Source organism: Streptomyces sp. NPDC058525, from assembly GCF_042719495.1.
In the GTDB taxonomy this organism is placed as follows: domain Bacteria; phylum Actinomycetota; class Actinomycetes; order Streptomycetales; family Streptomycetaceae; genus Streptomyces.
Genome location: NZ_JBHXNP010000002.1, coordinates 15257 through 41759, shown reverse-complemented (window position 1 = coordinate 41759; position 26503 = coordinate 15257). Strand labels below are relative to the sequence as shown.

The following is a 26503-nucleotide window of genomic DNA, read 5'->3' as shown; positions in this document are numbered from 1 at the left end:
CTGGACCCGGCACTCCGAGAAGCCGGAGCCCTCGCTCACCAGGGACTGCGGACCTTGACGCCCAGGCCGCGGACCTGGTCCTGGTCGTGCGGATGCAGCTTGAGCAGCAGGTCTTCGCCCACGACGCCGTCGCGCCGCCAGATGGTGCAGAGGGTCTCCAGCCCGGCTTCGGCCACCTCCGGCTCCTCGTCGGTCGCGGCGTTCACCAGGGCTTCCAGGACCGGCCTGGAGCGCAGTTCGCCGACCGCCCGTGCGATGCGGGCCCGCTGCCCGGCGGGGACGGCCGGGTCGGCGAGCGAGCGCAGGACGCCGGCGGTGTCGTGACGGTCCTGGGCGGGCAGCACCCAGCAGGCGTAGACGAGCTGGGTCGCCACCACGATCAGGTACTGCAAGGGCGCGAGCAGCCCCACGGGCAGCAGCGGGGCCAGCGGAAGCACGACCATCCAGCCTCCCCGGATCCGCTCGATGCCACCGTCCGGCGGTTCGAACCGCCGACCGGCCAGCAGGGTGATCACGAACATGGTCGCGAGCGTCAGGAGGGGCACCCCCACCAGTCCCGCGCGCAGGCCCAGGGCGAAGGCCGAGCCGAAGGGCTCGTCGCCGAGCGCAGGCAGCACGGCCGCGGCGGCAGCCCAGCCGACCAGGGCGGTCAGGACGTAGCGCTGCAGCGAGACGCGCAGCCACCTTCCCGTACTCATGACGACTCCCTCACATCAGGCGTTTTCGGGGCATGCGGGTTCGAGGCGCGCCGGGAGCGCTGTGCATACTGCTGGGCATGACGTCCTCGATCGCCACCCGCATTCATCTGATGATCACATTCGTACTGGTGATGTGCGGAGCGGTCGGCGGGGTTTGCTTCGGGCTTCTGCTGGGTGGCAGGACGACGGCCCTGGCCGCGGGTTGCGCGGCCGGTCTGGGCGCCGGCATTGGCTCGTTCCTCTCGCGCCGCCAGGTGGCGGCCTTCTTCCGGCCCGAGCGCGGCCTCGCACGGGCCGACGGGTACGCGGAGGGCATCGCCGACGCGGTCCTCGTGAGCATCGCGACCTATCAGGCGGCCGTCTTCCCCCTCACCCACGACGGCGTGAGCGAGGAGGAACGGGACGCCCGCCGCACGGTCGCGTACCGGGTCTCCGCCTACGACGGCCTGCCCCTCGCGGTACGGGTGTCGGCGGCGGCCGCGCTGGAGGCCCTCGACCAGGGCCTGGACTCCGAACGCGCCCAGGCCGCGATGAAGGACCTGTCCCTCACGGTCTACGACCACCGCGCCGGCCGCTGACCCCGGCACGGGACGAGCCGCCGCGGCGGCAGGACCGCGATCGCCGGCGTCGCTCACAGGCTCGCGAGGAGGCCGTCGAGGGGAGCCGGCACCTGATCGTGGTCGAGGGCCTCGACCAGCAGACGGCCGTAGCGGATCTTGCGGCCCTTCTTCGTGCCGAGGAAGCGCCGCAACTGCTGCCGCGCAGGCCGGCCGTGGTGTGCGGGCTGGCGCATGAAGGTCTGCCAGGCACGCAGGTCCCCCTCGGCCTGGACGATCTCCTCGACCTTCGGCGCGCCCAGCGCACGGATGAGCTCCTCCTCCAGGTCCGCCACGCACACGAAGACGTCCCCGCGCTCCGCTCCCGCGCGCGCCAGGCCGCGGTCGAAGAAGGGCCGTTCGCGTTCGTCGCACAGTCCTGTCAGGCGCAGGCCGAGTCCGGTCGGCCCGAGGAGGCCGGCGTACCGGCCGACGCTCATCGCCCCGCCCATCGACACCACGCACACGCCCTCGGCGGCCAGGTCCCGGCCGCGCCGCGCGGCCAGGGCCTCGACGGCGGCGAGGTCGCTCGCCCCTTCCAGCAGGACGGCCGTCCGCACGCCCAGCCGGACGGCCAGATCGCTCGCCGGACCGTCGAGCCCGTCACGTCCGTCCGGCCCGGCATGTCCGCCCGCTGCTCGGCGGCTGACCGCGTACCGGAACTCCTGCATGTCCGTCATGGAGCGAGTCTGCCTGTCGAACGGCGGGGCGGCACGGAATTATCCGATCACCCGCCCCGACCCGACACAGCCGGGCCCCGGGGAGAGCGTCCCCGGGGCCCGGCTGTGTCACTTCGCTGACCGTCAGGCTCAACGACCGGTCGGGCATGACGTCACGCTTCGACCGTCGCCCGGTTTCAGGGTCCCGGGCCGGCCGCCCTCAGGAGGCGCCCGGTACGGGTGTGAACGCCGGTCCCGTGGGGGTCGCCGGGGCAGTGGAGGCGCCGCCGTCCAGGCACATCAGCGACACGATGACCGGCGCCTGAATGCCCTGCGCGGGCTCGCCGTTGAAGCCGACGAGGACCGTCCAGTTGCTCTTCTTGAGGGTGATCGTCTCGCTGCCCGTGTCGGGACCGGCCTGCCAGCCGTGCTCGGAACGGGCCCGGGCGACGGCCGCCTTCACGGCGGCTTCCACCGTGTGCGGCTCGTGCCGTCCCGAGAGCCGTTCCGTGCAGCGCCCCAGGACGCCCGAGGGTTCGCGCTTCACCGTGACGCCCTCGGCCGCCAGCACCGACGTCATCTCCGACACCACCGTGTCCGCGGTCAGCGGCGGACCCGTGAAACGCGGGGGCAGCGGGCCGAGGTCCCGCAGCGGAGGGGCGCAGGCCGTGGCCGCGGCCGTCACCAGTGCCGCCATGACCAGGGGCGCGAGGGCTGCGCGCCGCTGTCGTTGTCGCACGAGGGGGGTCCGTCCTGTCGGTTCGCTGCTCGGAGGCCCAGTCTCCCATCCCGCTGATCTTGACCGCCCCCCGGCCCCGGCCGTGGTTTTCAGGACTTCTTCAGATTTGTCCCGGACCCGGACCCGGCTGTTCCATTCCGGACCGGGTCCCGGCCTCCGGTACGGGGTTCCGGAGCGCGGGCCGGGACCAGGGTGCGTCGGGGTCCGCGGACTCCGGCCGCAGCCCGAGCTCGCGGAGCTGGTTGACCGCCATCATGGCGGTGAACACGGTGTTGGGGTTGGCGCCGCCGACCCCCAGATCGGCGACGGCCCGCGCGTAGCGGGTGGTGAACGCGCCCGCCCGGACCTCCGCGCCCTCCCCGGTCAGCCCGAGCGCGGCCGCTTGCAGCGCGGTGGCCTGCTCCAGCAGCCCGTCCACGTACGGCACCACCTCGGCGCCGCGGCGCACGGCGAACGTGTGGCCGTCGGTCAGGAGGCCGGCCTCCCCCTCCTCGAAGAGGCGCGCGGCGGCGCCGAGCACGGTCTGGATCTTGAGCTGGTCGGCGTCGGCCATCGCCCCGCGGGCAGCGGCGCCGACCCGGCGATGCGGTCGAAGGCGCGCACCCAGTACGACAGGGGGTCCCGCATCTGGTCGAGGTCGAGGGCGGGGACGTAGTGCTCGGCCGGCACGCCCAGTTCGTCGGCCAGGTCGTTGTTGCCCACGTGGTCGAGGTGCCCGTGGGTGGTCAGCACCAGGACCCGGGACCACGGCCCGACCCGGTCGGCCGCCTTCCGCAGGGCGGTGCGGAAGGCCGTCGTGACTCCGGTGTCCACGAGCACCAGGGTGTCGCCGGCCCGGTGGACCAGGGCGTTGGCGACATCGGGCTGATCGTGCTCGACGTCCAGTCCCTGTCCGAGGACCAGGACGGTGCGGTCGTCGATCTCGATCAGGTCACCGAGCGCGGTCATGCGTTCCTCCCGCGGTCTGGTCCGGGTCCGGTTCGCCGAGCGTACGCCGCATCCCGCAGCGGAGCCTGCGCGGCGACGCGTGCGGGTCACGGGCCCCACGGGACTCCAGGTCTCACAGGACTCACAGGTCTCACAGGACCGCGATGCCCAGGGGGCGCTTTCCCGCGGGGAGCCGGTGCGCCGTGCCGGTGTCCAGGTCGACGACGGTGATGCCGTCCCAGTGGCCGTCGCGGGTGAAGCCCCCGGTCACGTACGCCGTGCGGCCGTCCTTCGAGACGGTGACGTCCTCGTGCGGACCGTCGAGCGGGATCACCTTCTCGGTGCCGTCCGGCGCGCGGACGGTGAGCGAGGGCCCCTCGTCGGTGGACGGGTCGATGGGACCGGTGCCGACGACGAGCAGGGTGCCGTCGGCGGTGACGGCCGCGCCGTGCTGGTGGGTGTTCGCGGTCATCCGCTCGACCGTCGACCTGCCGGTGGAGGGGTCGACCACGACCAGCCTCTCGCCCTCGAACGGCAGCAGCAGCCGGCCGTCGGAGGGGCGTACGGCCGTGTAGTGCGGCTTGAGCCACGAGCCGAGCCCGCCCTCGGTGCCGTAGGGGGCGACCTCGATGCGGCGCGTGTCCAGGGTGTCCGCGGCGACGACCGTGACGTCGAAGGAGTCGTGGTCCGTCGCGTACACCTGGCGGCCGTCCCGGGAGACGTCCACGTCGAAGGGGCGGCGGCCGGTGCCGGCGCTCCCGGTGACCTTCAGGGTGTCCGTGTCGATGACCTCCAGCGTGCCGTTGCCGCCGGGGACGTTGACGCCGACGTAGACGCGGCGGCCGTCCGGCGCGAGGGCGATGCCCATGCCGCCGCCGCGGTACTCGCCGTACGTCGAGCGGCCGAGGCCCGCCGTCCGGTAGGGCACGACGGCCAGGCGCTCGCGGGCGGCGGTGTCGACGACGGCGACGCCCTCGGCCGTGGCGACCCAAGCGCGGCCGTCCGCGCCGACGGCCAGGCCGTAGGGCGCGGTGCCGACCTTCACCGAGTCGAAGGGGCCCTTCTCCGGGTCGACGAAGGTGACGGTGTCCGATCCGAAGTCGGCGACCAGGAGCGTCCCGTCCGGCGTCCTGCCCTGCGCGCGGGCGCCGGCTTCGGGGCCGGGGGTCATGCCCGCCTCCGGCCGGGCCGATGCAGCGGCGGCGGATCCCGTGGGACCCGCCTGTGTGCAGCCCGTGAGCAGCGCGGCGACCCCGGCCGTGACCGCCGCCGCGGTCAGTACGGTCCGGCGGCGCCTGCGGGGGCGCCCCGTACGGCCGGTGTCCGAACGGCTGATCACCGTACGGCCCTCAGCAGGCCGGCGATCCGGGTGAAGCCGCGGCGCTCGGCGTGTTCGAGTGCGGTAACGCCGTCGCCGTCCGGCAGGTGCGGTGTGGCGCCGGCGGTGACGAGCAGCTCCACGATCTCCTGGTGCGCGCGGCCGCCGTCGCCGAGGATCACCGCTTCGAGCAGCGCGGTCCAGCCGAGCCGGTTGACGTGGTCGACGTCGATGTCGGTCTCCCGCAGCAGGGCGCGCACGTAGTCGACGTGGCCGCGTTCGGCGGCGGGGATCAGGGAGATGCCGCCGAACCGGTTGCGCAGCGTGAGGTCCGGTCCGGCCGGGAGCAGGGTGCGCATCATGCGGACGCTGCCGGTGACGCCGGTGACCAGCCACGGGCTGTCCTCCCGGTCGTCCTGCGCGTCGGGGTCGGCGCCGGCCGCGACGAGGGCCCCGGCGGCCGCCACGTGGTCGCCGAGGGCGGCGATCAGGAGCGGGGTGCGACGGTGCTCGTCGCGGGTCTCGATGTCGGCGCCGGCGTCGACGGCCGCGCGCACGGCGTCGGCGTCGTCGTCCCGGACGGCGGCCAGCAGGGCCCGGTCGGCAGGGGGCATGGCGGTGCTCCTCGGGTGGGTCAGGCCGCGCAGCGAGGCCAGGAGCGTCCTGGTCCTCGTACGCACGGCGATGGCGATGCCCGCCCGGGCGCTCGCGCGGATCCGGGCGGGGGAGAGGGGCCGGCGGCGCACGGTACGGGGGGACGCGTGCGCCGCCGGGGTCTGGGCGGGCGTCGTGCTCGACGTGGTCACCTGGACCTCCGCGACATCGTGGGTGGGGTGAGCCGGGTCATGGGAACCGTCCGCGGAGCGCGTCGCCGCGAGCGCGGCTACTTGTCCAGTGCCGCGACACCGGCCCGGGCGAACTTCTCGTCCAGGTCGCCGGAGGGCGCGCCCGCGACGCCGATGCCCGCGACCGGGGCGCCCTTGGCGGTGACCGGGGCGCCGCCGCCGAGGAACAGGGTGCCGGGGATGTCCTTGAGGTTGGGGGCCTGCTCAAGGCGCTTGGCCAGTTCGGAGGTGGGCGCGTTCCAGGACACGGCCGTGTAGGCCTTCTTCTCGGCCGACTCGTAGGACTGCGGTCCGGCGCCGTCGCCGCGCAGGGTGACGAGGGTGTTGCCGTTGCGGTCGACGACGGCGACGGAGACGCGCTGGTTCTCCTTCTCGGCGGCGTCGAGCGCGGCCTGCGCGGCCTTGGTGGCGGCATCGACGGTCAGGTGGGTCGACTGGGTCAGGTTCCGGTTCTTGGCATCCGCCTGCGCGGCGGCTGCGGCGGCTGCGGCGGCCGGGGCCGCCGGGGCCGGGGTGGCAGCGGCGGAGTAGGCGCCGAAGCCGCCGAGGGCGAGGGCGGCGACCAGGGCGCCGCCGGTGAGGGCACGGGTACGCCCGGAGAACTTCTCGACGTGCTTCATTGAGGCCAACTCCTGTATCTGGATGCTCAGTTGGGGCCCGGCCGGTCCGGCCTTCCCCGCTCTGACATCCATGGTGGGCCCGCCGAGGGCGCCGGCCCGTCGGCGTACCGGCTGCATGGCGCGCGCGGACGGCTGATGGCCGGGTCAACCGATCGGATGACCCCGGCCGCCCCGCAGCCCCGCCGCCCGCCCGCCCGCCGTCGAACCGGCGTGCGGGACGGCAGGCCGGCTTCCGTCGTAGGGTGAGCCCCGCACGTGGCGGACAGGAGGGCGAGGTGGCCGAGGTGGCCGAGGTGGCAGGGACGACGCTGAGCGGGACGACGGTCGACGAGGTGATGGCCGAGCTGGCCGGACTCGAGGACCCGAAGGCCCGCGCGGTGAACGAGAAGCACGGCGACGACCACGGTGTGAACCTGGGCAAGCTGCGCGCGATCGCGAAGCGGCTCAAGACGCAGCAGGACCTCGCCTGCGCGCTCTGGGAGACGGGCGACACCGCGGCGAGGCTGCTGGCGCTCCTGATCTGCCGCCCGAAGGCGTTCGGGCGGGACGAGCTGGACGCCATGCTGCGCCCGGCGCGCACGCCCAAGGTGCACGACTGGCTCGTGAACTACGTGGTGAAGAAGAGCCCGCACGCCGAAGAGCTGCGCACGGCCTGGTTCGCCGATCCGGATCCGGTGGTCGCGAGTGCCGGCTGGGCGCTGACCACCGAACGCGTGGCGAAGAAGCCCGAGGGCCTCGACCTCGTGGGACTGCTCGACGTCATCGAGGCGCGGATGAAGGATGCCCCGGACCGCCTGCAGTGGGCGATGAACCACTGCCTGGCCCAGATCGGGATCGAGCACCCGGAGCACCGCGCCCGCGCCCTGGAGATCGGCGAGCGCCTGGAGGTGCTCAAGGACTACCCGACGTCCCCGGGCTGCACCTCTCCGTTCGCACCCGCCTGGATCACCGAGATGGTCCGCCGCCAGGCCTGACGGCCTACCCGGGAAGGTCGGAAAGGGAGGGCCAGCCCGGGCCGTACAGCAGCGCCGCCAGACCGTGCCGCTGCTCCGCGCCGTTGAAGTCGTCCCAGCTGATCGCACCGTCCCGGTCCGCGTCGACCAGCGCGAACGCTGCCTCCGCCGCCTCCTCCGGTACGAGTTTGAACCCGCGCCACGCCACGAACTCGCGGCGGTCCATGAGCCCGTCCCCGTCCCGGTCGGCCACGTTGAACTGCGCGTGCAGCGCGGCCATCACCTCCGGCGAACCCGAGGGCCTGCCGGAAGCCGAGGCCGGCGGCAGGGAGCCGACCCACTCCCGGTACTCCTCGCGCGTGATCCGCCCGTCGTGATCACGGTCGACGAGCTCGGCCTGCCGCTGCCACACCGCGAGGTTCGCCTCGATCAGCGCGCGTCCCTTCGGTGAGCTCGGCCCCATCCCGTACGACTGGAGCATCTTGTCCGCGCTCGCCCGGTAGTCGTCGGCGGCGAGCACTCCGTCGCCGTCCGTGTCGAGCCGGTCGAAGATCTTGTCGGCCGCTGCCAACCGCTCGGTACCCATGCCGCGAGCCTAGGCCGCGGCCCTGCGCGAACCGGCGGATTCCCGCGCCCGGGGGCGTGTCAGCGCAGTACGGCCGCCAGCAGATCGGTGCCCAGCGCCGTCAGGTCGGGCAGGTTGAGGGTGTAGCGGACGTAGCGGCCCTGCCGCCGGCCCGTGAGCAGGCCCGCGCGGCGCAGGACGGCGAGGTGGCGGGACACCTCCGGGGGCGAGAGCTCCCAGGCGTGGGCCAGTTCGACCGTGGTGTGCGGACCGCGGGCCAGGGTGCGCAGCAGCCGCAGCCGTACCGGGTGTGCCAGTGCTTCGAGCCGCAGGCTGACCGTCTCCAGCGACACCGGTTCCGACGGGCCCGGTTCCGCCACCGGGTACTGCACCACCGGCTGCCATCCGGGCGCGTGGACCGCCACCAGGTGCGGGCGGCCGAAGACGCTGGGGATGAAGGTGACCCCGCTGCCGCGGGCGGCGGTCGCCTTGTCCTGCAGCTTGTCCACGATGATGCAGTCACCGTCCGGTGCCAGGGAGACCGCGCCGGAGACCGACGCCAGGGCGGCCCCGATGCCCTGGCGCCTCAGCAGGTCGTTCTTCAGGCGCAGGTCGGCGGCGAGCTGGGCGGTGACCCCCGTCCAGGCGGCGTCGAAGAAGGCCTCGGCGCACTGTTCGAGGGTGTGGCGCACCCGCTGCCGTACGGCGGCCGGGTCCGCGAGCAGCCGTTCCGCGAAGGCCTCCTGGCGCGCGCCGCGGGCCTGGGCCAGGTCCAGGGCCCGCTCGCGCGCGCCGGGGTGCGTGAGCGGCGAAGGCGCGGCGAAGGGGACCCGGCTGCTTCCGCAGGTGGTGACGAGCGCGGCGGTCACGTACGTCTCGTCGTCGATCCGGTCCACGTCGTCCAACTCCTCGGCCAGCGTCGGCCGGGGTCGGGCGGGGAGCAGGAAGTCGGCCTGTGAGGAACGCCAGAGGAACTCCGCCTCCCGCAACCGCTCGGCCGGCTCCGGCGGGAGCCCGGCCCAGACCTCCCCGGCCCAGCCGGCGAGCTGCGGATGGTGGCCGGGTTCGGCCAGTACGTGCAGCATCGCGGTCAGCTCGGCCAGCGGGGAGGCGGCGAACCGCAGTTGCCCGGACCGCAGACCGCTGATGTCGATCCTCAAGGTCACCCCCTCATCATCACCGACCGGCCGGGCGGCGGCGGAACCGATTGACGGACACCGTCAACCGACGCGGCCGGTCCGGCGGCCGCACGCAGGGTGGGCGCCATGGCAACCACCACCACCCTCAAGGTCCGTCCCCGCGCCCTCGTCCGCGCCTCCGGAGGCCCCCGCTACGCCGTCGCGCTCGCCGTGGACGCGCTCGGCACCGGCCTGCTCAGGCCCTTCCTGCTGATCTACGGCGTGCTGGTGCTGAAGCTGTCCGCGCCGGCCACCGGCATCGCCATGACCGTCGGCGTCGTCGTGGGCCTGGTGTGCATGCCTGCGGTGGGCCGGTGGCTGGACCGCGGGGCACGCAGCGCGGTCGTGGCCGCGTCGATGCTGGTGCGGGTCCTGGGCGTGGCGCTGCTGCTGGCCACACCGGCGGGGTACGTCTGGCCGTTCGCGACGGCGGCCCTCTTCCTCGGGATCGGCAACCAGGCGTGGCCGGCCGCCCATGCGGCGCTCGTGGCCACGGTCGCCCACGGCCGGGAACGCGACGCCGCCCTCGCGGCCGGCCGCGCCCTGCGCAACGCCGGGCTGGGCGTGGGCGCGCTCCTCGCCACCGTCTGCCTGGCCGGCGGCGCCGCGGCCTTGCAGGTGCTGGCGGCCGTCACCGGGCTCGCCTATCTCACCGCGGCGGCCTTGGCGTGGTCGGTCCGGCTGCGCGCGCGGCCGGCCGCCGCCCAGGCCGGCGAAGGCGAAGGCGAAGGCGAAGGCGAGGGCGAAGGCCAGGGAGAGTGCGAGGGCGACGCCGGGCCCGCACCGCGGATTTGTGCGCTGCTCGCCGCCAACGTGGTCTACGTCTTCTGCCTCAACATCCCCGAAATCGCGCTCCCGCTGGTCCTGCTGACACAGCTGCACGCATCCCCGGTGTGGTCGGCGGCCATCTTCGTGGCCAACACGGTGCTGGTGGTCGCCCTACAGGTTCCGGTCACCGTCCTGCTGTCCCGCTTCCCCCGGCGGACCGTGCTGGCGCTGGCCGGCATCGTGCTCGCCGCGTCCTACCTCGGCTTCCTCGCGGCCACCTCGGCGGGACACGGCTGGGGCGCCCCGGCCGTCGCCGCGGTGTCCGTGCTCTGCACCCTCGGCGAGATCGTCTACGCCGGCAGCGCCACCGCGCTCGTCACCGCCCTGGCCCCGCCCCGGCTCCTGGGACGCACCCTCGCCCGCTTCGAACTCTCCTCGGGCTTCGGCCTCGCCGTCTCCCCGGCGGTCATCACCGCGCTCGCCCCGCACGGCCCGACCGCCCTGTGGGGCAGCCTGGCCGCCGCGACGCTCCTGTCCGCGGGCGCCGTCGCCACCGAGAAGGACCGGCAGACGCCCGTACGGTCCCGGACCGGCGTGAGCGTGCAGCCGGGTCCGTCGGCCCGGGCGGCAGGACCTTCGGCCCGTCCGTAGAGCCGAAGGTCACCCAATATGTTGTGCTGGCGTGTCGCCAGGACCCCCAGATGTAGTGTTGCCGCTGTCGGTTCGGCAGGCATTTCCGAAGCCCGCCGAGACAACAGGGAACCCGGTGCGAATCCGGGGCTGCCCCGCAACGGTGAGCGACCGCACGACGGTTGGAGCCCGATACCTGCCGGCACCTCGCGCGCATGTCCGCGTGATGGGGTCTCTACCGCCTCGTGGGAGGGCTGACGTGACACAGATCAACGCCGTGGACTCGGTGACCGAATACCTGGACCGCAGCGACTGGCGGGTCAACGCCAACGCGAACCAGGGCTACTCGCTGGGCGGGCTCATCCTGAACACCGCCGGGAAGGTCGTCGCCAACTACTGGCTCGACCAGGTGTACACCCCCGCCATCGGGCGTGCCCACCGCGACGGCGACTTCCACATCCACGACCTGGACATGCTCGCCGGCTACTGCGCGGGCTGGTCCCTGCGCACCCTGCTCGCCGAGGGTTTCAACGGCGTCCCCGGCCAGATCGACTCGGCCCCGCCCCGGCACTTCTCCTCGGCGGCCGGGCAGATCGTCAACTTCCTCGGCACCCTGCAGAACGAATGGGCCGGCGCCCAGGCGTTCAGCTCCTTCGACACCTACATGGCCCCCTTCGTGCGCAAGGACGCCATGACGTACGAGCGTGTGTACCAGTGCATGCAGGAGATGGTGCACAACCTCAACGTGCCCTCGCGCTGGGGCACCCAGACCCCCTTCACCAACCTCACCTTCGACTGGACCTGCCCCGCCGACCTGCGCGAGCAGGTACCGGTCATCGGCGGCGAGGAGATGGGCTTCACCTACGGCGAGCTGCAGGCCGAGATGGACCTGATCAACCGTGCCTACATCGAGGTCATGACCGCCGGGGACGCGACCGGGCGGGTCTTCACCTTCCCGATCCCCACGTACAACATCACCAAGGACTTCCCCTGGGAGAGCGAGAACGCCGGACGGCTCTTCGCGATGACCGCGAAGTACGGGCTGCCGTACTTCCAGAACTTCATCAACTCCGACCTCGAACCCGGCCAGATCCGCTCGATGTGCTGCCGTCTGCAACTCGACCTCACCCAGCTGCTCAAGCGCGGCAACGGCCTGTTCGGCAGCGCGGAGCAGACCGGCTCCCTCGGTGTGGTCACCGTCAACTGCGCCCGCCTGGGCCACTTGTACGCGGGTGACGAGCAGGGCCTGCTCGACGCCCTGGACCGGTTGCTGGAGCTCGCCCGGGACAGCCTGGAGACCAAGCGGATCACCGTGCAGGACCTGATCGACGGCGGCCTGTTCCCGTACACCAAGCGCTACCTCGGCACCCTGCGCAACCACTTCTCCACCATCGGCGTGAACGGCGTCAACGAGATGGTCCGCAACTTCACGCACGACGCGCACGACATCACCGCGCCCGAGGGGCACGCGCTCGCCCTGCGCCTCCTGGACCACGTCCGGGCCCGGATGGTCGAGTTCCAGGAGCAGACCGGCCACCTCTACAACCTGGAGGCCACCCCCGCCGAGGGCACCACCTACCGCTTCGCGAAGGAGGACCGCCGCCGCTTCCCCGGCATCCTGCAGGCCGGCACCCCCGAGAACCCGTACTACACCAACTCCTCCCAGCTGCCCGTCGGCTTCACCGACGACCCCTTCGAGGCACTGGAGCGACAGGACGAACTGCAGACCAGGTACACCGGTGGGACCGTACTCCACCTCTACATGTCGGAACGCGTCTCGACCGCCGAAGCCTGCCGCAGCCTGGTGCGCCGTTCCCTGGAGAGGTTCTCGCTGCCCTACCTCACCGTGACTCCCACCTTCTCCATCTGCCCCGAGCACGGCTACCTGGCCGGCGAGCACGCCACCTGCCCGACCTGCGACGGGGACTGCGAGGTGTGGACCCGCGTCATGGGCTACCACCGTCCGGTGGCCTCGTTCAACATCGGCAAGAAGGGCGAGCACGCCGAGCGCACCCACTTCCAGGAGAAGGCGTCGGCCCCGGCGTGATCCGGATCGGCGGCTGGTCCCGGCTCTCCACCTGCGACTGGCCCGGCAAACTGGTCACGACCGTCTTCTGCCAGGGCTGCCCCTGGAGATGCGGCTACTGCCACAACCCGGAGCTGCTCGACCCGCGCGGGCCGACCGAGGTGCGGTGGGAGACGGTCACGGCCCACCTCGAACGCCGTCGGGGCCTGCTGGACGGAGTCGTCTTCTCCGGCGGCGAACCGCTGCTCCAGCCGAACCTCGTCGAGGCGATGCGCGCGGTGCGGGCCCTGGGCCACGGCGTGGGCCTGCACACCGGCGGCGGCTACCCGCGCCGTTTCGCGCAGGTGCTCGACGAGGGCCTGGTGGACTGGGTCGGCTTCGACATCAAGGCCGCCCCCGAGTCCTACGCCCGCGTCACGGGGGTGCGGGGCAGCGCGAAACCCGCCCTGCGCAGCCTCCGCCTCCTCCTCGACGCAGGGGTCCCGCACCAGCTGCGCACGACGGTCGACCCGGCGCTGCTCGACGACGGGGACGTCGCCGACCTGGAGTCGTGGCTGGCCGGGCACGGGCTCCACGATCACGTACGGCAGGAGGCGCGTGCCGTGTGAGGTTCAGCGGGCGAACCTCGACCGCAGGGCGTCCCGGGTGGCCACGTACCCTTCAAGGTCGCCGGCGAAGGCCGCGGCGTCCTTCGACGCCAGGGCCCGCTGGATCCGGATTCCCTCGTCCGCGGTGTTCAGGGCCTCCTGGACGCGGCCCAGCCGGCCCAGCTGTACTCCGAGGTTGACGAGCGCGCGGGCCAGGCTGTGCTCGTACGTCGAAGGGAGTTCGCCGGCCAGGCGGCGGTAGATGTCCACGGCCAGCCGGGAGGCACCGGCGGCCTCTTCCGCGCGGCCGAGCGTGGCCAGCCGGTTGCCCAGGTTGTTCAGCGCCTTGCCCAGCTCGTCCTGGTGCAGGGTGTTGCCGGTGGCGGCCAGGCCGCTGTGGATGCGTACGGCTTCTTCCGTGGCGGCCAGCGCCTGCTCCGGCCGGTCGACCGCGGCGAGTCGGTTCCCGAGGTTGGACAGGGCGCTGGCGAGGTGGCCCTCGTGCACGGCGGGCTGGGCCTCGGCCAGTTCGCGCCAGAGGCTGACCGCCTGCTCGGTGGCGTCCAGGGCCTCCGCGGGATGGTCCGTGTTCCACAGGTAGACGCCGAAGGCGGTCAGCGCGCGGGCGAGGGAGGGCCGGTAGGCGTCCGGGTTCGCTTCGGCCAGCCGGCGGCGGATGCCCACGGCCAGGGCGGCGGCGCCCGCCGCCGCCTTCCCGCGCCCCGATCCCCACAGGTGGTTGGCCACGGTGACCAGCGAGGTCGCGAACGCGGGTTCGTACGCGTACGGATCCGCGGCGGCCAGTTCGCGGTAGATCTCCGCCGCCGCCAGCCCCGTCTGCACGGCCAGGGCCCGGTCCCCCGACTGGAACAGCATGATCCCGGTGTTGACCAGTGCGCGGGCGAAGTCCGGCCGGTACGCGGCGGGGTCCGCGTCGGAGAGGGTGCCGTACACCTCGGCCGCCCGGAGGTTCGCCTGCAGGGCGTCCTCGATGCGGCCCACCGCCAACAGGCGGCTGCCGAGGTTGCCCAGGGCGCCGGGCAGGTCGGCGCGCGGGACGTCGGGGTGGTCGTCGGCGGGGTACTCGGCATCGTGGCGGCGAGCCAGTTCGATGGCCTCCTCGGTGGCCTCCAGGGCCTCGGTGTGCAGTCCCAGCTCCGACTGGAAGACGCCTCGGTTGGTCAACGCGCCCGAGAGGGAGGGCAGATGGAGCGCGGGATCCTCGTCGGCCAGGCGGCGGCAGCAGGCCACGGCCCGCTCGTTGCTGTCGAGCGCCCGGCGGTGCAGGCCCGCGTGCCACTGACGCATCGCCAGGTGCTCGTACAGCACCATGTGTTCGGTTGGGTCGTCCGTGAGGCCGGCCCGGTGCTCGGTCAGGCGGGCGGTGAGGGCCGCCATGCCCGGGTCGAGGTCGGTGTGCCTGCCCGGCGGGAACCGCGCCTCGACGGCCTCGAGCACGGCGACGGCGTCCGGGAGGCCGGCGAGGACGGTCAGGGCGCTGCTGCCGGCGTCGACCGCCAGCTGGGGGTCTTCGAGGAGCAGCGGGTTGAGGTAGCGCGGGCCGAGATGGGCCCAGTGCTGTGCGGCCGACGCGAGGAAGACGATCGCGCGGGGCGTCCAGGGCGCCGGCGCGCGCTCCCGGTCGCTGCGGGCGAGCAGCGCGGAGGCGGTGGGGATCGCCCAGGGCTGGTCCGGATAGGCGGACCGGTGGCCGGGGACGGTCAGCGCGAGGAAGTCCTCGGCGAGGCGGTCGGGGTAGAGGGGTTCCAGGACCTGGCCGGTGGAGGAGGGCGGGGGATAGCAGGAGGCGTGGTCCCGCAGTACGCCCGCGGGATCGGGCACCCGCAGCCGGTCCAGGACGGCGGCGCCTGCGGTGTGGGGGAGGGTGCCGGTGAGGATCGCGGTGAACACGGCCCGGTTCATCGTCGGGGGCGGGGTGCGGAAGCCGGTCCCGTCCTGTGCGGCACGGGCGCCGTCGCCGTACAGGCGCGCCCAGTGCAGCTGCTCGCGGTCCAGCAGGTACATGGTCAGGCCGGCCCGGTCCGCGGGCGGGTCCGCGCCGGTGGCGTGGGCGTCGACGGCGACCAGCGCGGCCATGTGCACGGCCAGGGTCAGGCCGAACTCGGCCCCGCCCAAGGGTACGGACGCCTGGATCCCGGCGCTGTCGGGCAGCTGGTAGGCGGCGGCGAAGCCGTCGCGGGCCGTGGTGAACATCGTGCCCCGCGCGTCCCCGTCGGGAGGCAGGGCGGAGAGGGGCCGGCTGGAGACTCCGGCCTGGTAGGCGTCCAGGGTGGCGCGCAGCGGGGGCAGCGCGTCGAGGGTGCGGCCCAGCATCAGGATCCGGGTCGTCACACCGGTCTGGTGCAGGAGCGAGTTCTTCAGCAGCCAGGTCAGGTTCGTGGTGAGCCACCGGTCGGCGTAGTCGACGATCATCAGTACGCCGGCGGATCCGTCGAGCCGGAGGTCCTGGCTGCCGGAGGCGACCGGGTCGGCGTCGGGGCCGTGGAAGGCGACGACGACCTTCCAGCCGGCCTCGGCGGACTCGGCGGCGAGCCGGTCCGCCAGCCGGGTCTTCCCCTGGCCGCCCGGCCCGTACAGCCACCGCGTCTCCAGCCGCCGGCCCCTGTCGTCGCGCCACTGCCGGAGGTCTTCGAGTTCGTCCTGGCGGCCGGTGAACGGTACGACGGCGCGGCGGGCGTTGAGCATCCGGCTGGGCAGCTCCCGCAGCCACCGGGGGTCGGTGTCCGGTCCGTCCTGCCAGTTGGCCAGCAGGTACAGCGGGAGCCCGCTGCCGGAGTGCAGGTGGATGTCGGCTCCCATCGCGCCGTACGCGAAGCTGTTGACGGCGACCACGTTCTGTACGAACCGGGGCCGGGAGCCGTCGTCCGGCTCGCTCACGCGTCACCCTCCGGTGCTCCGCCGGTGACGGGGCCCGGGGCGGTGGCCGCCGGCGGGCCGCCGTAGTGGGTGGTGGTGGTCAGGTAGACGTTGCCGTGCGTGACGCCCGCGGCGGTGGCGCCCGGGGCGGAGGCGGTGATGTTCTGTACGACCGAGGGCCGCTCGGCCTGCCGCAGCGCTTCCTGGGCGCGGGCGATGAGGGCGCGCAGGTCGTCGGCGGCGTCGGGGTACTGGACCAGGAACGCCTCCAGTTGCAGCTCCCACAGCGGGAGCAGGGCCCGGCGGGCGCGCTCGCTGTCCTCGGTCCGCCGGACCAGGTCGTCGTGCGAGGCCAACTGGACCTCGACCGTCTCCTGCCCGGCGGTGTCGCCGCGACGGAACAGCCGGACCACGGATTCCCGTGTGCCGTCCCAGGCGGTGGTGGCCATCGCCGCCACGACGGCCGCGGCTCCGGTCGTGGCCAGCTCTGCCAACTCCAGCATGCGGGTCTCCTTCAACGGCGGTGCGGGATCGCCGGGCAGCGAGCCGGGCATAGAGCCGGGCTTGAGCCGAGCGGCGAGCCGGGCCGCGTGCGCACCCGGCTCCTCGGCCGCCGCCGATTCCCCCCACGGACAGATCGGGCAGGCGGATCAGCCTAGGGCAAGTCGCCCGCCCCCGTCCCCGGTTCGGCCCCACCCACCGCGGCTGCCGCGTCCGCGGGTCCAGCGGACCATCTTCTGCCCGATTCCGGGCAGGATATGGGAAGTCGGGGGCCGCGTCGCTACAGTTGCGGCATGATCACTGCCTCGGCACTGGGGTCCTTCGCGCTGATCGTGGGACTCCTCACCCTCACACCGGGCCTCGACACCGCCCTCGTCCTGCGCACCGCCGCCCTGGGCCGCCGCAGGCGCGCCTGGGGCGTCGTCCTCGGCATCCAGACCGGCACCCTCGCCTGGGGGGTGCTCAGCTCGGCAGGTCTCACCGCCGTACTGACCGCCTCGCACCTCGCCTACGAGACACTCCGCTGGGCGGGCGCGGCCTATCTGGTGTGGATGGGCAGCCGCATCCTGGTGTCGACCCTGCGCCGACGGCCTGGTGCGGACCCCGACCAGGCCGAGGCCGGGACCGGGGCCGCGCCCGCGAACGAGCCCGAGGCGGATGCCGGCGACGGCTTCGGGAGCGGCTGGCGCCAAGGCGCTCTGACGAACCTGCTCAACCCCAAGGTGGGCGCCTTCTACATGGCGGTCCTGCCCCAGTTCATCCCGGCCGGCGCCGCGCACCTGCTGACCGGCACCCTGCTGGCCGGCGTGCACATCCTGCTCGGCCTGCTCTGGTCGGGCGTGCTGATCGCATGCGCCCGGGCGCTGCGCGTCAGGCTCCAGCGCCCCTCGGCACGCCGGATCCTCGACCGGGTCAGCGGCACGGTCATCGCAGGCTTCGGCGTGCACCTCGCCCTCGCCGACTGACCGGGCGGCCCGCAGGCTGCCGACGTAGCCTGGCGGCATGCGTGAGCACGATCTTGTCGTCATCGGTGCGGGATCCGGCAACGCCGTCATCGACGAGTCGTTCGCCGGCCTCGACGTGGCCATCGTCGAGGAGAGGTGGTTCGGCGGCACCTGCCTGAACGCGGGCTGCATCCCGAGCAAGATGCTCGTCCACACCGCGCACGTGGCCCGGACCGTCGAGGAGGCCGGCACGTACGACGTCGACGCGGAGCTGGCGGGCGTGCGCTGGCGGGCGGTGCGGGACCGGGTGTTCGGACGCCTGGACGCCGACCGCGAACAGGGCCGCCGGGATCGCCGCGAGACGGACTTCGTCACCGTGTACGAGGGGACGGCAAGCTTCACGGGCCCCCGGGAACTCCGGATCGACGGCCCCGACGGCGTCGTCGGCATCAGGGCCCGGCAGATCGTCATCGCCGTCGGCGGCCGCCCGTCGGTGCCCCCGCCCGTCGCCGGTTCCGCACTGCCGTACGAGACCTCCGACACCGTCATGCGGATCGACGCCCCGCCCCGCCGCCTGGCCGTCCTCGGCGGCGGGTACATCGCGGCGGAGCTCGCCGAGGTGTTCGCCGCCGCCGGCAGCTCCGTCGTCATCGTCGAGAAGGAGGAGCTCCTGCTCGGCCCGCAGGACCAGACGGTCGCCGAACGGTTCACCGAACTGGCCCGTTCCCGCTTCGACCTCAGGCTGGGCCGGGAGGTCACCGAGGTCGGCGGCCGCCCCGGCGCGCTGCGGCTGAGCCTCGACGACGGTTCGACGGTCGAGGCGGACATGCTGCTGGTCGCCGCCGGCCGCGTGCCCAACAGCGACCGGCTGAACCTCGAGGCCGCCGGGATCGCGACCCGCGACGACGGCCGCATCGTCGTCGACGCGTACCAGCGCACCACCGCGGAAGGCGTCTTCGCACTCGGAGACGTGTGCACACCGGTGCCGCTCAAGCACGTCGCCAACCGCGAGGCCCAGGTCGTCGCCCACAACCTCCGCCACCCCGACGACCTGATCGAGGCCGACCACGACCTGGTACCGGCGGCCGTCTTCACCCACCCCGAGATCGCCTCGGTCGGCGCCACCGAGCAGGAGTGCCGCGAGCGCGGGCTGGACGTGCTGGTGGGCGAGGCACGGTACGAGGACGTCGCCTACGGCTGGGCCATGGAGGACACCACCGGCTTCTGCAAGGTGCTCGCCGAACGGGGCACCGGCCGGCTGCTCGGCGCCCACGTCATGGGCCCGCAGGCACCCGCCCTCATCCAGCCCCTGGTCCTGGCTATGACCGCGGGCATCGACGCGTCCACCCTCGCCAGGTCCCCGTACTGGATCCACCCGGCGCCCACCGAGCTCGTCGAGAACGCCCTCCTCGACCTCGACTTGTGACCCCGCGCGTGAGCGCGCCGGGCCGGGACACAAGCGCGGTGTGCTGAAACTACTCCTGACAGCCGTCCTCGGCTCGAGGGAGGCGCTGCGCCCGGAGCTCCAGCAGTACTTCATCGAGCGGAACTTCGACGGCCGCCCGTTCGACCGCGACACCCGCAGCATCGTCTACGAACGGGCCAAGGGCACCGACGCGGAGGAGCCCTTCGGCACCGAACTCGACCTCTACCGGTCCGGCAGCGAGTACCTCGTCCCGTCCATGGCCCCCCGCCCCGTGAGCACCACCCCGCCCCGGGTCCGCATCGGCGGCCCCGACTGCACCCGGCCCTACGACATGGCCCTGCTCAACGTCTCGGCGATGAGCTTCGGCTCGCTGTCGGCCCAGGCGGTACGCGCGCTCAACACCGGGGCGCGGCTGGGCGGCTTCGCCCACGACACCGGCGAGGGCGGCCTGTCGGATCACCACCTGCGGCCGGGCGGGGACCTCGTCTGGGAGATAGGCACCGGCTACTTCGGCTGCCGGGCCGACGAAGGTGGCTTCGACGAGCGGAAGTTCGCCGAGAAGGCGGCGCACGAGCAGGTCAAATGCGTATCGCTGAAGATCAGTCAGGGAGCCAAGCCCGGCATCGGGGGCGTCCTGCCGGGGGCCAAGGTGAACGCGGAGATCGCGAAGGTCCGCGGGGTGCCGCAGGGCGAGCCCGTCATCTCGCCGCCCTTCCACCGCGTGTACTCCACCCCGCGCGAGCTGGTGCGCTTCCTGGCCCGGATGCGCGAGCTCGCCGACGGCAAGCCCGTCGGCTTCAAGCTGTGCGTCGGATCGCGCCGCGAGTTCCTCGCCGTGTGCAAGGCCATGCTGGAGGAGGGCAGCACACCGGACTTCGTCATCGTCGACGGTGCGGAGGGCGGCACGGGCGCGGCGCCGCTGGAGTTCGTGGACAATGTCGGCCTGCCGCTCGGCGAAGGGCTGATGGCCGTGCACAACGCCCTCGTGGGCTGCGGGCTGCGCGACCGCGTCCGCATCGGGGCCGGCGGCAAGGTGGCCACCGGCAGCGACCTCGTCAAACGCCTGCTCCAGGGAGCCGACTACACCAACGCCGCCCGCGCCATGATGTTCGCGATCGGCTGCATCCAGGCCCAGCGCTGCCACACCAACACCTGCCCCGTCGGCGTCGCCACCCAGGACCCGCGGCGCGCCCGCGCCGTCGACATCACCGACAAGTCGCAGCGCGTACGCCGCTACCAGGAAGCCACGGTCAAGAGCGCCCTCCAGATCATGGCCGCGATGGGCGTCGACGACCCGCGCGGACTGCGCCCCGACATGCTGCTCCACCGGGTGGACCCGCACACCGTCCGCTCCTACGCCGAACTCCACACGTGGCTCACCCCGGGACAGCTCCTCGCATCGGCGCCCGCCGACTGGGCATCCGACTGGCAGGCGGCCGACCCGGACCGCTTCACCCGCTGAACCCGGCACCCGCAGCACGGTGCCGCACCGGACCGAGGGGGCATTCCCATGGCACGCACCGTCGCCCAAGTCATCGTCGACGCACTTGGGGAACTGGGCGTCCAGCACGTCTTCGGCGTCGTCGGAGACGCCCTGAACCCACTGACCGACGCGATCCGCACCACGGACGGCCTGGACTGGGTCGGCTGCCGGCACGAGGAGGCGGCGGCCTTCGCCGCCGGAGCGCAGGCCCAGCTCTCCGGCACCCTCGGGGTGTGCATGGGCACGGTCGGACCGGGCTCCGTACACCTCCTCAACGGGCTCTACGACGCCGCCAAGAGCCGCGCCCCCGTCCTCGCCGTCTGACCTGGGCGATCAGGAGCTGACCGACGACCGCCCCCTGCGGTTCGCCCTCGACCGCTCCGTCACCCGCCCGGACGATCCGGCCCTCACCGAGGCCGCCGCGCTGCTGAACTCCGCCTCCCGCGTCACGCTGCTCGTCGGCCGCGGAGCCCGCGAGTCCCGCGCCGAAGTGCTCGCTGCCGCGGAGCGGCTCGCCGCGCCCATGGTGCTCACCCTCAAGGCGAAGGAGGGCTTCGAGGACGGCAATGCCTTCCAGGTGGGCCAGACCGGCCTGATCGGCAATCCCGCCGCCGTCCACGCGCTCGACCACGGCGACGCCCTGCTGATGCTGGGCACCGACTTCCCGTACCGCGACTGGTATCCGCAGGGCTGCAAGGTCGTCCAGGTCGACACCCGCGAGGAGAACCTGGGCCGCCGGGTCCCGGTGGACGTGGGCCTGACCGGGGACGTGGGGGCGACGCTGCGGGCCCTGCTGCCGCTCCTGGAGGAGACCGCCGACCGGACCCACCTGGAGGACGCGCGCGACCGGTTCGCACGCTGGCAGGAAGGACAGCAGCGGCTGGCCGATCCGGCGCACGAACGCCGCTGGACCGGCAGGCTGCGCTCGGCGCTGGACAACAGGGACCACCAGATCCGCCCCGAGGCCCTGGCCGCCGCGGTGGACGCGTACGCCGCCGAGGACGCCGTGTTCACCTCCGACACCGGTATGGCGACCGTCTGGCTCTCCCGCTTCGTCACCATGCGCGGCAGCCGCCGCCTGATCGGCTCGTACAACCTCGGCTCCATGGCCAACGCCATGCCGCAGGCCCTCGGGGCACAGCTGTGGGCGCCCGACCGGCAGATCGTCGCCTTCTGCGGCGACGGCGGGCTGAGCATGCTGCTGGGCGACCTCATGACGATCAGGACGTACCGACTGCCCGTGAAACTCGTCGTCTTCGACAACCGGCGCCTCGGCATGGTCAAGCTCGAACAGGAACAGGCGGGCCTGCCCGAGTTCGGCACGCAGCTCGACAACCCCGACTTCGCCGCCGTCGCGACCGCCCTCGGCCTCACCGGCATCCGCGTCACCGACCCGGCCGACCTCGAGGACAGCGTGCGCAGGGCGTTCGAGACTCCGGGCCCGGTCCTGCTCGACGTCCTGACCAACCCCGAGGAGGTGGCCGTGCCCGGGAAGCCGACGGTCAGTCAGGGGTGGGGCTTCGCCGTCGCCAAGGTCAGGGAGATCCTTCCGGGCGGAGGGGACTGACCGGCCCGTTGCGGGGTACCCGCGGGGCGGGCGCCGCCCGCTCGTACGCACGCAAACGACCCGAAGGAAAGGGCATCTCGATGACGATGACACAGTCACACCGGAGCAAGTCCCTCCGCACGCCGACGGAGCTCCGTCGACAGGCCGCCCACGCCCGCGAGGAGCTCGGCCGCATGGTCGGCGCGCTGGCCTCCAAGGAGCGGGCGGTACGGGCCACCGGCCGGGCCGCGGCCACGGCACGTACCCACCGCACCGCGTGGATCGGCGCCACGGGCATACTGGCCGCCGCCCTGCTCGCCCGGCGGTCCCGGCGTTCCCGGCCGGCCGCGCGGGCGGGACGGGCATGGCTCCGACGGTGAACGCGGCCCTCCCGGAAGGCGCCGTGCGGGATGCCGGCGAGGACGGACGGGACGAGAGCGCGGACGAACGCGCCGACCGGCAGTGGCAGGAGCTCATCCAGGAGATCCGCGTCGCCCAGACCGGCGTCCAGATCCTCTTCGGATTCCTGCTCACGGTCGCCTTCACCCCCGCCTTCCAAGGGCTCGCCCAGACGGACAAGTCGATCTACATCGTGACCGTGGTGCTGGGCTCGCTGGCGACGGGCGCGCTCATCGGGCCGGTCGCCTTCCACCGCATCGTCTCGGGCCACCGCATCAAACCAGAGGCGGTCGCCTGGGCCGCGCGCCTGACCTTCACGGGCCTCGTCCTGCTGCTGGCCACCTGCACCACGGCCCTGTTCCTCGTCCTGCGGGTCGCGACCCACAACGCCGTCGTGCCGTGGCTCGTCGGCGGCGTGCTCGCCTGGTACCTGCTGTGCTGGTTCGCGCTGCCCCTGTGGGCGAGGGTCCGCGACACCACCGGGCAGCGGTGAGGATGCCGCGGGGGCCGAAGGCTGAGCCCGGGTTCAGCTTCTCCGGCCCCCCGGCCCGGGGCGGGGCATTCTGTGGTGATGCGTCTGCTTTTGGTGGAAGACAACGCCCGATTCGCCGACCTGCTCCGTCAGGGTCTGGCCGAGGATGGGTTCGAGACGGAGTGGGCCTCCGAGGGGCGGGCCGGCCTGCGCCGCGCCCTGGAGCGCGGGTACGACGTGATCGTGCTCGACGTGATGCCGCCCGTGCTGCACGGCTACGAGCTGCGCGCACGGCTCCGGGCCTCGGGCGATGACACACCGGTCCTGATGCTGACCGCCAAGGACGGCGAGTACCACATCGCCGAGGGCCTGGAGACGGGCGCGGACGACTACCTCGTCAAACCGTTCTCGTTCGTCGTGCCGGCCGCACGCCTCAAGGCGCTGGTCCGGCGCGGCGGACGGCACAGGCCCACCGGATGGCAGGTCGGTGACCTCGAACGGTTCACCCGCCTCGACGCGGCCCGCAGCCGCGACCAAGGCGGCGCGGGCCTGGGTCTGGCCATCGCCCGCGCCATCGCCACCACCCACCGGGGCAGGTGTCGCTGCGCATGCGGGAGGACCGCAGCTACGCCCTGCGCCGGGCCCTGTTCCCGCCACCGCCGCTGGGCGAGGATCCCCTGGACGTCCTGCCGCCCCGCCTCGGAGGACCGGATGAACACCGGGCGCAGGCGCGGTGCATTCCCCCGAAATCGGCGGCACGCCCTGGCCAGTGAGGCCCGTGACCAGCGAGTATGCCTGCCATGGCCATCGACAGGGATCTCGTTTCCGTACGCTCGACGCGCTCGACGCCGCTGGTGTTCGGTTCGGGGGCGGCCATCGGTGTGCTGGGCGGGATGATCGGACTGGGCGGCGCGGAGTTCCGCCTGCCGCTGCTGATCGGCCTGTTCGGCTTCGCCGCGCTCTCGGCGGTCATCCTGAACAAGGCGATGAGCCTGGTCGTGGTCCTGGTGGCGCTGCCCGCCCGCCTGGTCGCGGTACCGGCCTCGGAGGTGGCCGCGCACTGGCCGGTGGCGGCCAACCTGCTCGCCGGCAGCCTGCTGGGCGCCTGGGCCGGCGCGTCGTGGGCGGTGCGCATGCGCGGCTCCACGCTCTACAAGGTACTGGCCGGTCTGATGGTGCTCATGGCCGTGGCCCTGCTCGTCACGCACACCACCACCCTGGAGACGCTCGCCCTGCCGCTGTGGGCGCAGGTGCCGTCCGGAGTCGTGGCCGGCTTCGGCATCGGGGTGGTCGCGGCGATCATGGGTGTGGCCGGGGGAGAGCTGCTGATCCCGACGATCGTGCTGCTGTTCGCGGTGGACATCAAGACGGCGGGCAGCCTCTCCCTCCTGGTGTCGCTGCCGACCATGCTGGTGGCCTTCGCCCGCTATAGCCGAGACGGCAGTTTCGCGGTGCTCGGCGCGAACCTCCGGTTCACCGCGATCATGGCCGCGGGCTCGATCGCCGGCGCCGTACTGGGCGGGCTGCTCCTGGGCGTGTTCTCGGACCTGGTGCTCATCCCCGTGCTGGCCCTGATCCTGCTCGTCTCCGCGGTCAAGCTCGCACGGCACGCATGAGCGCAACGGGCGCGCCCCCTCCCGCTACTCCCCCCGGCTACCGCTGACGGGTGCCTGCCAGGGCGTCCGTGCCGGGGGTGCAGTGCTCCCGCAGCGCCGCGAGCTCGGCGGTCGGCAGCCGGCGGGACGCGCCGCGCCGGCTGCCGTCCAGGCGCGAGACGCCTACGTCGAGCCACTGCGGGAGCGGCTCGACGCCGATGAAGGCGGCCAGTCGCGTCAGCTCCGCGCGGGGCTCGTCGAGCAGGTCCTCGTAGGCCAGCGTGGTCCGTAGCGGCGCGGGCACCTCGTCGAGATGCGCCACGCCCCGCACGACGATCTCCGACCACAGCGCCGCGAAGCCGGCCGACGGCAGGTCGCGATCCCGCACCAGCGCGCCATCGAAACGCTCGGCCAGCAGCCCGGACAGCTCGGGCGGCAGGGACCGGACCTGTTCCTCGGTCAGCTCCTCGACGCGCGCGGCGCCGGTCCGGGCCAGGATGTCGCGCAGCAGGTAGATCAGCCGGTAGCCCGTGTGCCGGCTCATGGACAGCGCGCAGTCCGGCCCGTCCCTGAACAGGTGCACGAAGCGTGCCTGCGGGAAGGCCCTGCGCAGCAGCGGCACCCGCTCCAGCGAGTAGCCCGACCGCTCGACCACCGCGCTGCGCCCGAACCGCGTGCACAGGAGCCCGAACAGGGCCTCGTAATGGCCGACGGCGGTCCGGTCCGGCCAGCCGCACACCTGCTTCTCCAGCTCGTCGAACAGGCCGTCCGGGTCGTCGGTCAGGTGCGGAAGGACCATCAGGGACAGGGCGGGGATGCCGGTGGTGTCGGTCGCGAAGCGTCCGGGACGGCGGGTGTAGACGAACTCCGGCATCGGCACCCCGCTCCGGATCATCCGCTCGAACACCGGATTGGGATCGGCCAGCAGCCGCCAGAACTCCCGGCCCGCCAGGACGCCTTCCGGGAAGCCGCGGCTCTGCACCGACGACAGCAGTTCGTTCAGGCTGAGCACGTCCCGATGCGCGTTGACGATGCCCGACAGCGCGGTCGACCCGCTGCGGCCGGTACCGACCACGAACGTCAGAGTGCGCATATGGGCAATTCCCTTCGACTACGACTACGACTACGACCACGACTACGACCACGACCACGACTTCGAGCTGTACCGATCGCCAGCAGACTTCCCCGAGCGCCACCACCCGACGCCTGTCCGTCCCGATCCGCCCCGGTCAACGCGTGGGCATACCCGCCGGGCACGGGTACGTCATGTTGTTGACACCTGCCGGACGGCGTGCGACAAAGACTGCAGGGCGTGTTCGCCACCTACTCCCTCGTCTGAGGTGCGCTTCTCCTCATGACGGGGCCGCCGTACCTGCCGGTGCCCTCGCCGGGGCCGGGGTCGGGGCCGACGTCGCGCGCATTTCACCGTCTCCCATCCGAGACTCGCCGAACAGCGGGCAAACCACCGCGTATGTGAACGGACAACTCTGCCTTGACCATGATTCCCGGATCCCGTGTTCCCGGGCGGACCTGGACCGTCCGTCTGACCGGCCACGGCGACCACACCGTCTCCGTCAGCTGCAGCACCGAGGCGTGCCGCATGCCGCCCCGCTCCAAGGACACGACGGCCATGCGGCGCTTCGCCGCCGAGCACGTCCGCGCGCACGCCCGGCTCGCGACCGTGCGCCCCAACGCCGCGTGTGCCTGCCGGGCCGCCGAATGCGGCTACCACGAGGACACCAGAGCCGCCTGCACCGGTGCCCCGCTGCTCGTGCTCATCCACAACCCGGCCGTCGGCCAGGTCTGGACCCTCGCCGAGATCTGCCAGGGCTGCGCACCGCTGATCTCGCACACCGCCGTCCTCGGCCGGGCCCAGCGCCCGACGGCCGCCCGGTCCTCGGCGTCGGCCGCCGCTCCGCCCGCCGCGGCCTCGCCGGCGCCGGCGCACGTCGCCGTGGCCGGCGGGTTCTCGTCTCCGGAGGCCGCTCCCGACGTCGTGTCCCGCCGTCGCCCGCACCGCGGTGGCCCCCGCCGCGCCCGCTGAAGCGGGCCCGGGCGGTGGGGGATCCGCCGGGCCGCTGCCGTCGGGCCCGTTGCCCGGGGACGACGGTACGAGCGCAGTCGCCGGGGGTTCGCCGGGCGCGGCCCGGG

Annotated in this window: 25 protein-coding genes, 2 pseudogenes and 1 riboswitch; of the genes and pseudogenes, 14 read left to right on the top strand and 13 right to left on the bottom strand. The window is 73.2% G+C overall.

Going from position 1 to position 26503, the window contains the following annotated elements:
* Positions 1 to 35: 35 nt before the first annotated feature.
* A complete protein-coding gene (locus tag ACFWP3_RS01490; protein WP_384215378.1) occupies positions 36 to 698 on the bottom strand; it encodes a hypothetical protein in 663 nt (220 codons plus the stop codon).
* 77 nt (positions 699 to 775) lie between these two features.
* Here ACFWP3_RS01490 and ACFWP3_RS01485 point away from each other — a divergent pair, with 77 nt between their 5' ends.
* Positions 776 to 1276 (top strand): hypothetical protein, encoded by a 501-nt coding sequence (locus tag ACFWP3_RS01485; RefSeq protein ID WP_384215377.1) that lies wholly within the window; start codon positions 776 to 778, stop codon positions 1274 to 1276.
* A 53-nt stretch (positions 1277 to 1329) separates the two neighbouring features.
* Here the strand turns inward: ACFWP3_RS01485 and ACFWP3_RS01480 are convergent, their stop codons facing one another.
* The 7 genes from ACFWP3_RS01480 to ACFWP3_RS01450 all read right to left on the bottom strand — a co-directional run bounded on the left by ACFWP3_RS01480 (position 1330) and on the right by ACFWP3_RS01450 (position 6402).
* Entirely contained in the window at positions 1330 to 1974 is a 645-nt protein-coding gene (locus ACFWP3_RS01480) for a TOPRIM nucleotidyl transferase/hydrolase domain-containing protein (protein WP_384215376.1), read from the bottom strand.
* 199 nt (positions 1975 to 2173) lie between these two features.
* The gene (locus ACFWP3_RS01475) at positions 2174 to 2692 is read right to left on the bottom strand and encodes a hypothetical protein (RefSeq protein WP_384215375.1); all 519 of its coding nucleotides are present in this window, start codon (positions 2690 to 2692) and stop codon (positions 2174 to 2176) included.
* Positions 2693 to 2792: 100 nt separating this feature from the next.
* The gene (locus tag ACFWP3_RS01470; protein WP_384215374.1) at positions 2793 to 3212 is read right to left on the bottom strand and encodes a hypothetical protein; all 420 of its coding nucleotides are present in this window, start codon (positions 3210 to 3212) and stop codon (positions 2793 to 2795) included.
* Positions 3161 to 3640 carry an MBL fold metallo-hydrolase gene (locus ACFWP3_RS01465; RefSeq protein ID WP_384215373.1) on the bottom strand — a complete coding sequence of 160 codons (480 nt, stop codon included), beginning with the start codon at positions 3638 to 3640 and terminating at the stop codon, positions 3161 to 3163. Before ACFWP3_RS01465 ends, ACFWP3_RS01470 begins: the two co-directional genes overlap by 52 nt.
* Before the next feature lie 130 nt (positions 3641 to 3770).
* The gene (locus ACFWP3_RS01460; protein ID WP_384215372.1) at positions 3771 to 4958 is read right to left on the bottom strand and encodes a YncE family protein; all 1188 of its coding nucleotides are present in this window, start codon (positions 4956 to 4958) and stop codon (positions 3771 to 3773) included.
* Positions 4955 to 5551, bottom strand: a complete 597-nt coding sequence (locus tag ACFWP3_RS01455) for an ankyrin repeat domain-containing protein (protein WP_384215504.1) — start codon at positions 5549 to 5551, stop codon at positions 4955 to 4957. The genes ACFWP3_RS01460 and ACFWP3_RS01455 overlap by 4 nt, the downstream gene beginning before the upstream one ends.
* A gap of 269 nt (positions 5552 to 5820) precedes the next feature.
* Positions 5821 to 6402: a heme-binding protein gene (locus ACFWP3_RS01450; RefSeq protein WP_384215371.1), complete on the bottom strand. Its 582-nt coding sequence runs from the start codon at positions 6400 to 6402 to the stop codon at positions 5821 to 5823.
* 335 nt (positions 6403 to 6737) lie between these two features.
* Here ACFWP3_RS01450 and ACFWP3_RS01445 point away from each other — a divergent pair, with 335 nt between their 5' ends.
* Positions 6738 to 7376, top strand: coding sequence for a DNA alkylation repair protein (locus ACFWP3_RS01445; protein WP_384215503.1), 639 nt, complete (start codon positions 6738 to 6740; stop codon positions 7374 to 7376).
* Between the two features lie 4 nt (positions 7377 to 7380).
* Here the strand turns inward: ACFWP3_RS01445 and ACFWP3_RS01440 are convergent, their stop codons facing one another.
* The gene (locus ACFWP3_RS01440; protein ID WP_384215370.1) at positions 7381 to 7941 is read right to left on the bottom strand and encodes an EF-hand domain-containing protein; all 561 of its coding nucleotides are present in this window, start codon (positions 7939 to 7941) and stop codon (positions 7381 to 7383) included.
* A gap of 59 nt (positions 7942 to 8000) precedes the next feature.
* The gene (locus tag ACFWP3_RS01435; protein ID WP_384215369.1) at positions 8001 to 9086 is read right to left on the bottom strand and encodes a DUF5937 family protein; all 1086 of its coding nucleotides are present in this window, start codon (positions 9084 to 9086) and stop codon (positions 8001 to 8003) included.
* A 99-nt stretch (positions 9087 to 9185) separates the two neighbouring features.
* Between ACFWP3_RS01435 and ACFWP3_RS01430 the strand changes: the two genes are divergently transcribed.
* The 3 genes from ACFWP3_RS01430 to ACFWP3_RS01420 all read left to right on the top strand — a co-directional run bounded on the left by ACFWP3_RS01430 (position 9186) and on the right by ACFWP3_RS01420 (position 13130).
* Positions 9186 to 10517 (top strand): MFS transporter, encoded by a 1332-nt coding sequence (locus tag ACFWP3_RS01430; protein WP_384215368.1) that lies wholly within the window; start codon positions 9186 to 9188, stop codon positions 10515 to 10517.
* A 51-nt stretch (positions 10518 to 10568) separates the two neighbouring features.
* A riboswitch (cobalamin riboswitch) is annotated at positions 10569 to 10715 on the top strand.
* 40 nt (positions 10716 to 10755) lie between these two features.
* A complete protein-coding gene (locus ACFWP3_RS01425) occupies positions 10756 to 12543 on the top strand; it encodes a ribonucleoside triphosphate reductase (protein ID WP_384215367.1) in 1788 nt (595 codons plus the stop codon).
* Positions 12540 to 13130 carry an anaerobic ribonucleoside-triphosphate reductase activating protein gene (locus ACFWP3_RS01420; protein WP_384215366.1) on the top strand — a complete coding sequence of 197 codons (591 nt, stop codon included), beginning with the start codon at positions 12540 to 12542 and terminating at the stop codon, positions 13128 to 13130. The genes ACFWP3_RS01425 and ACFWP3_RS01420 overlap by 4 nt, the downstream gene beginning before the upstream one ends.
* A 3-nt stretch (positions 13131 to 13133) precedes the next feature.
* Here the strand turns inward: ACFWP3_RS01420 and ACFWP3_RS01415 are convergent, their stop codons facing one another.
* Together ACFWP3_RS01415 and ACFWP3_RS01410 are read right to left on the bottom strand one after the other, a co-directional pair.
* Positions 13134 to 16007 (bottom strand): tetratricopeptide repeat protein, encoded by a 2874-nt coding sequence (locus ACFWP3_RS01415; RefSeq protein WP_384215365.1) that lies wholly within the window; start codon positions 16005 to 16007, stop codon positions 13134 to 13136.
* Positions 16004 to 16489, bottom strand: a complete 486-nt coding sequence (locus ACFWP3_RS01410) for a hypothetical protein (RefSeq protein ID WP_384215364.1) — start codon at positions 16487 to 16489, stop codon at positions 16004 to 16006. Before ACFWP3_RS01410 ends, ACFWP3_RS01415 begins: the two co-directional genes overlap by 4 nt.
* Positions 16490 to 16780: 291 nt before the next feature.
* Between ACFWP3_RS01410 and ACFWP3_RS01405 the strand changes: the two genes are divergently transcribed.
* From ACFWP3_RS01405 to ACFWP3_RS01370, 8 genes and pseudogenes are all read left to right on the top strand, one after another.
* Positions 16781 to 17452 carry a LysE family translocator gene (locus ACFWP3_RS01405; protein ID WP_384215363.1) on the top strand — a complete coding sequence of 224 codons (672 nt, stop codon included), beginning with the start codon at positions 16781 to 16783 and terminating at the stop codon, positions 17450 to 17452.
* A gap of 37 nt (positions 17453 to 17489) precedes the next feature.
* Complete coding sequence (locus ACFWP3_RS01400; protein WP_384215362.1) at positions 17490 to 18857, top strand: mycothione reductase; 1368 nt, start codon at positions 17490 to 17492, stop codon at positions 18855 to 18857.
* 40 nt (positions 18858 to 18897) lie between these two features.
* The gene (locus ACFWP3_RS01395; RefSeq protein WP_384215361.1) at positions 18898 to 20319 is read left to right on the top strand and encodes an FMN-binding glutamate synthase family protein; all 1422 of its coding nucleotides are present in this window, start codon (positions 18898 to 18900) and stop codon (positions 20317 to 20319) included.
* A 48-nt stretch (positions 20320 to 20367) separates the two neighbouring features.
* Positions 20368 to 21907 (top strand): annotated as a pseudogene (locus ACFWP3_RS01390) (thiamine pyrophosphate-dependent enzyme).
* An 80-nt stretch (positions 21908 to 21987) separates the two neighbouring features.
* Positions 21988 to 22266 (top strand): hypothetical protein, encoded by a 279-nt coding sequence (locus ACFWP3_RS01385; RefSeq protein WP_384215360.1) that lies wholly within the window; start codon positions 21988 to 21990, stop codon positions 22264 to 22266.
* Entirely contained in the window at positions 22251 to 22778 is a 528-nt protein-coding gene (locus ACFWP3_RS01380) for a DUF6328 family protein (protein ID WP_384215359.1), read from the top strand. Before ACFWP3_RS01385 ends, ACFWP3_RS01380 begins: the two co-directional genes overlap by 16 nt.
* A gap of 78 nt (positions 22779 to 22856) precedes the next feature.
* Positions 22857 to 23156 (top strand): annotated as a pseudogene (locus ACFWP3_RS01375) (response regulator); the annotation flags it as partial.
* Positions 23157 to 23557: 401 nt separating this feature from the next.
* On the top strand, positions 23558 to 24373 hold the full coding sequence (locus ACFWP3_RS01370; RefSeq protein WP_384215358.1) for a sulfite exporter TauE/SafE family protein: 816 nt from the start codon (positions 23558 to 23560) through the stop codon (positions 24371 to 24373).
* Positions 24374 to 24410: 37 nt separating this feature from the next.
* On the opposite strand, the gene ACFWP3_RS01365 is transcribed toward ACFWP3_RS01370, so the two are convergent.
* Positions 24411 to 25445 carry a sulfotransferase gene (locus tag ACFWP3_RS01365; RefSeq protein ID WP_384215357.1) on the bottom strand — a complete coding sequence of 345 codons (1035 nt, stop codon included), beginning with the start codon at positions 25443 to 25445 and terminating at the stop codon, positions 24411 to 24413.
* 405 nt (positions 25446 to 25850) lie between these two features.
* On the opposite strand from ACFWP3_RS01365, the gene ACFWP3_RS01360 reads away from it, so the two are divergent.
* Positions 25851 to 26396, top strand: a complete 546-nt coding sequence (locus ACFWP3_RS01360; protein ID WP_384215502.1) for a hypothetical protein — start codon at positions 25851 to 25853, stop codon at positions 26394 to 26396.
* The last annotated feature ends 107 nt before the right edge of the window (positions 26397 to 26503 follow it).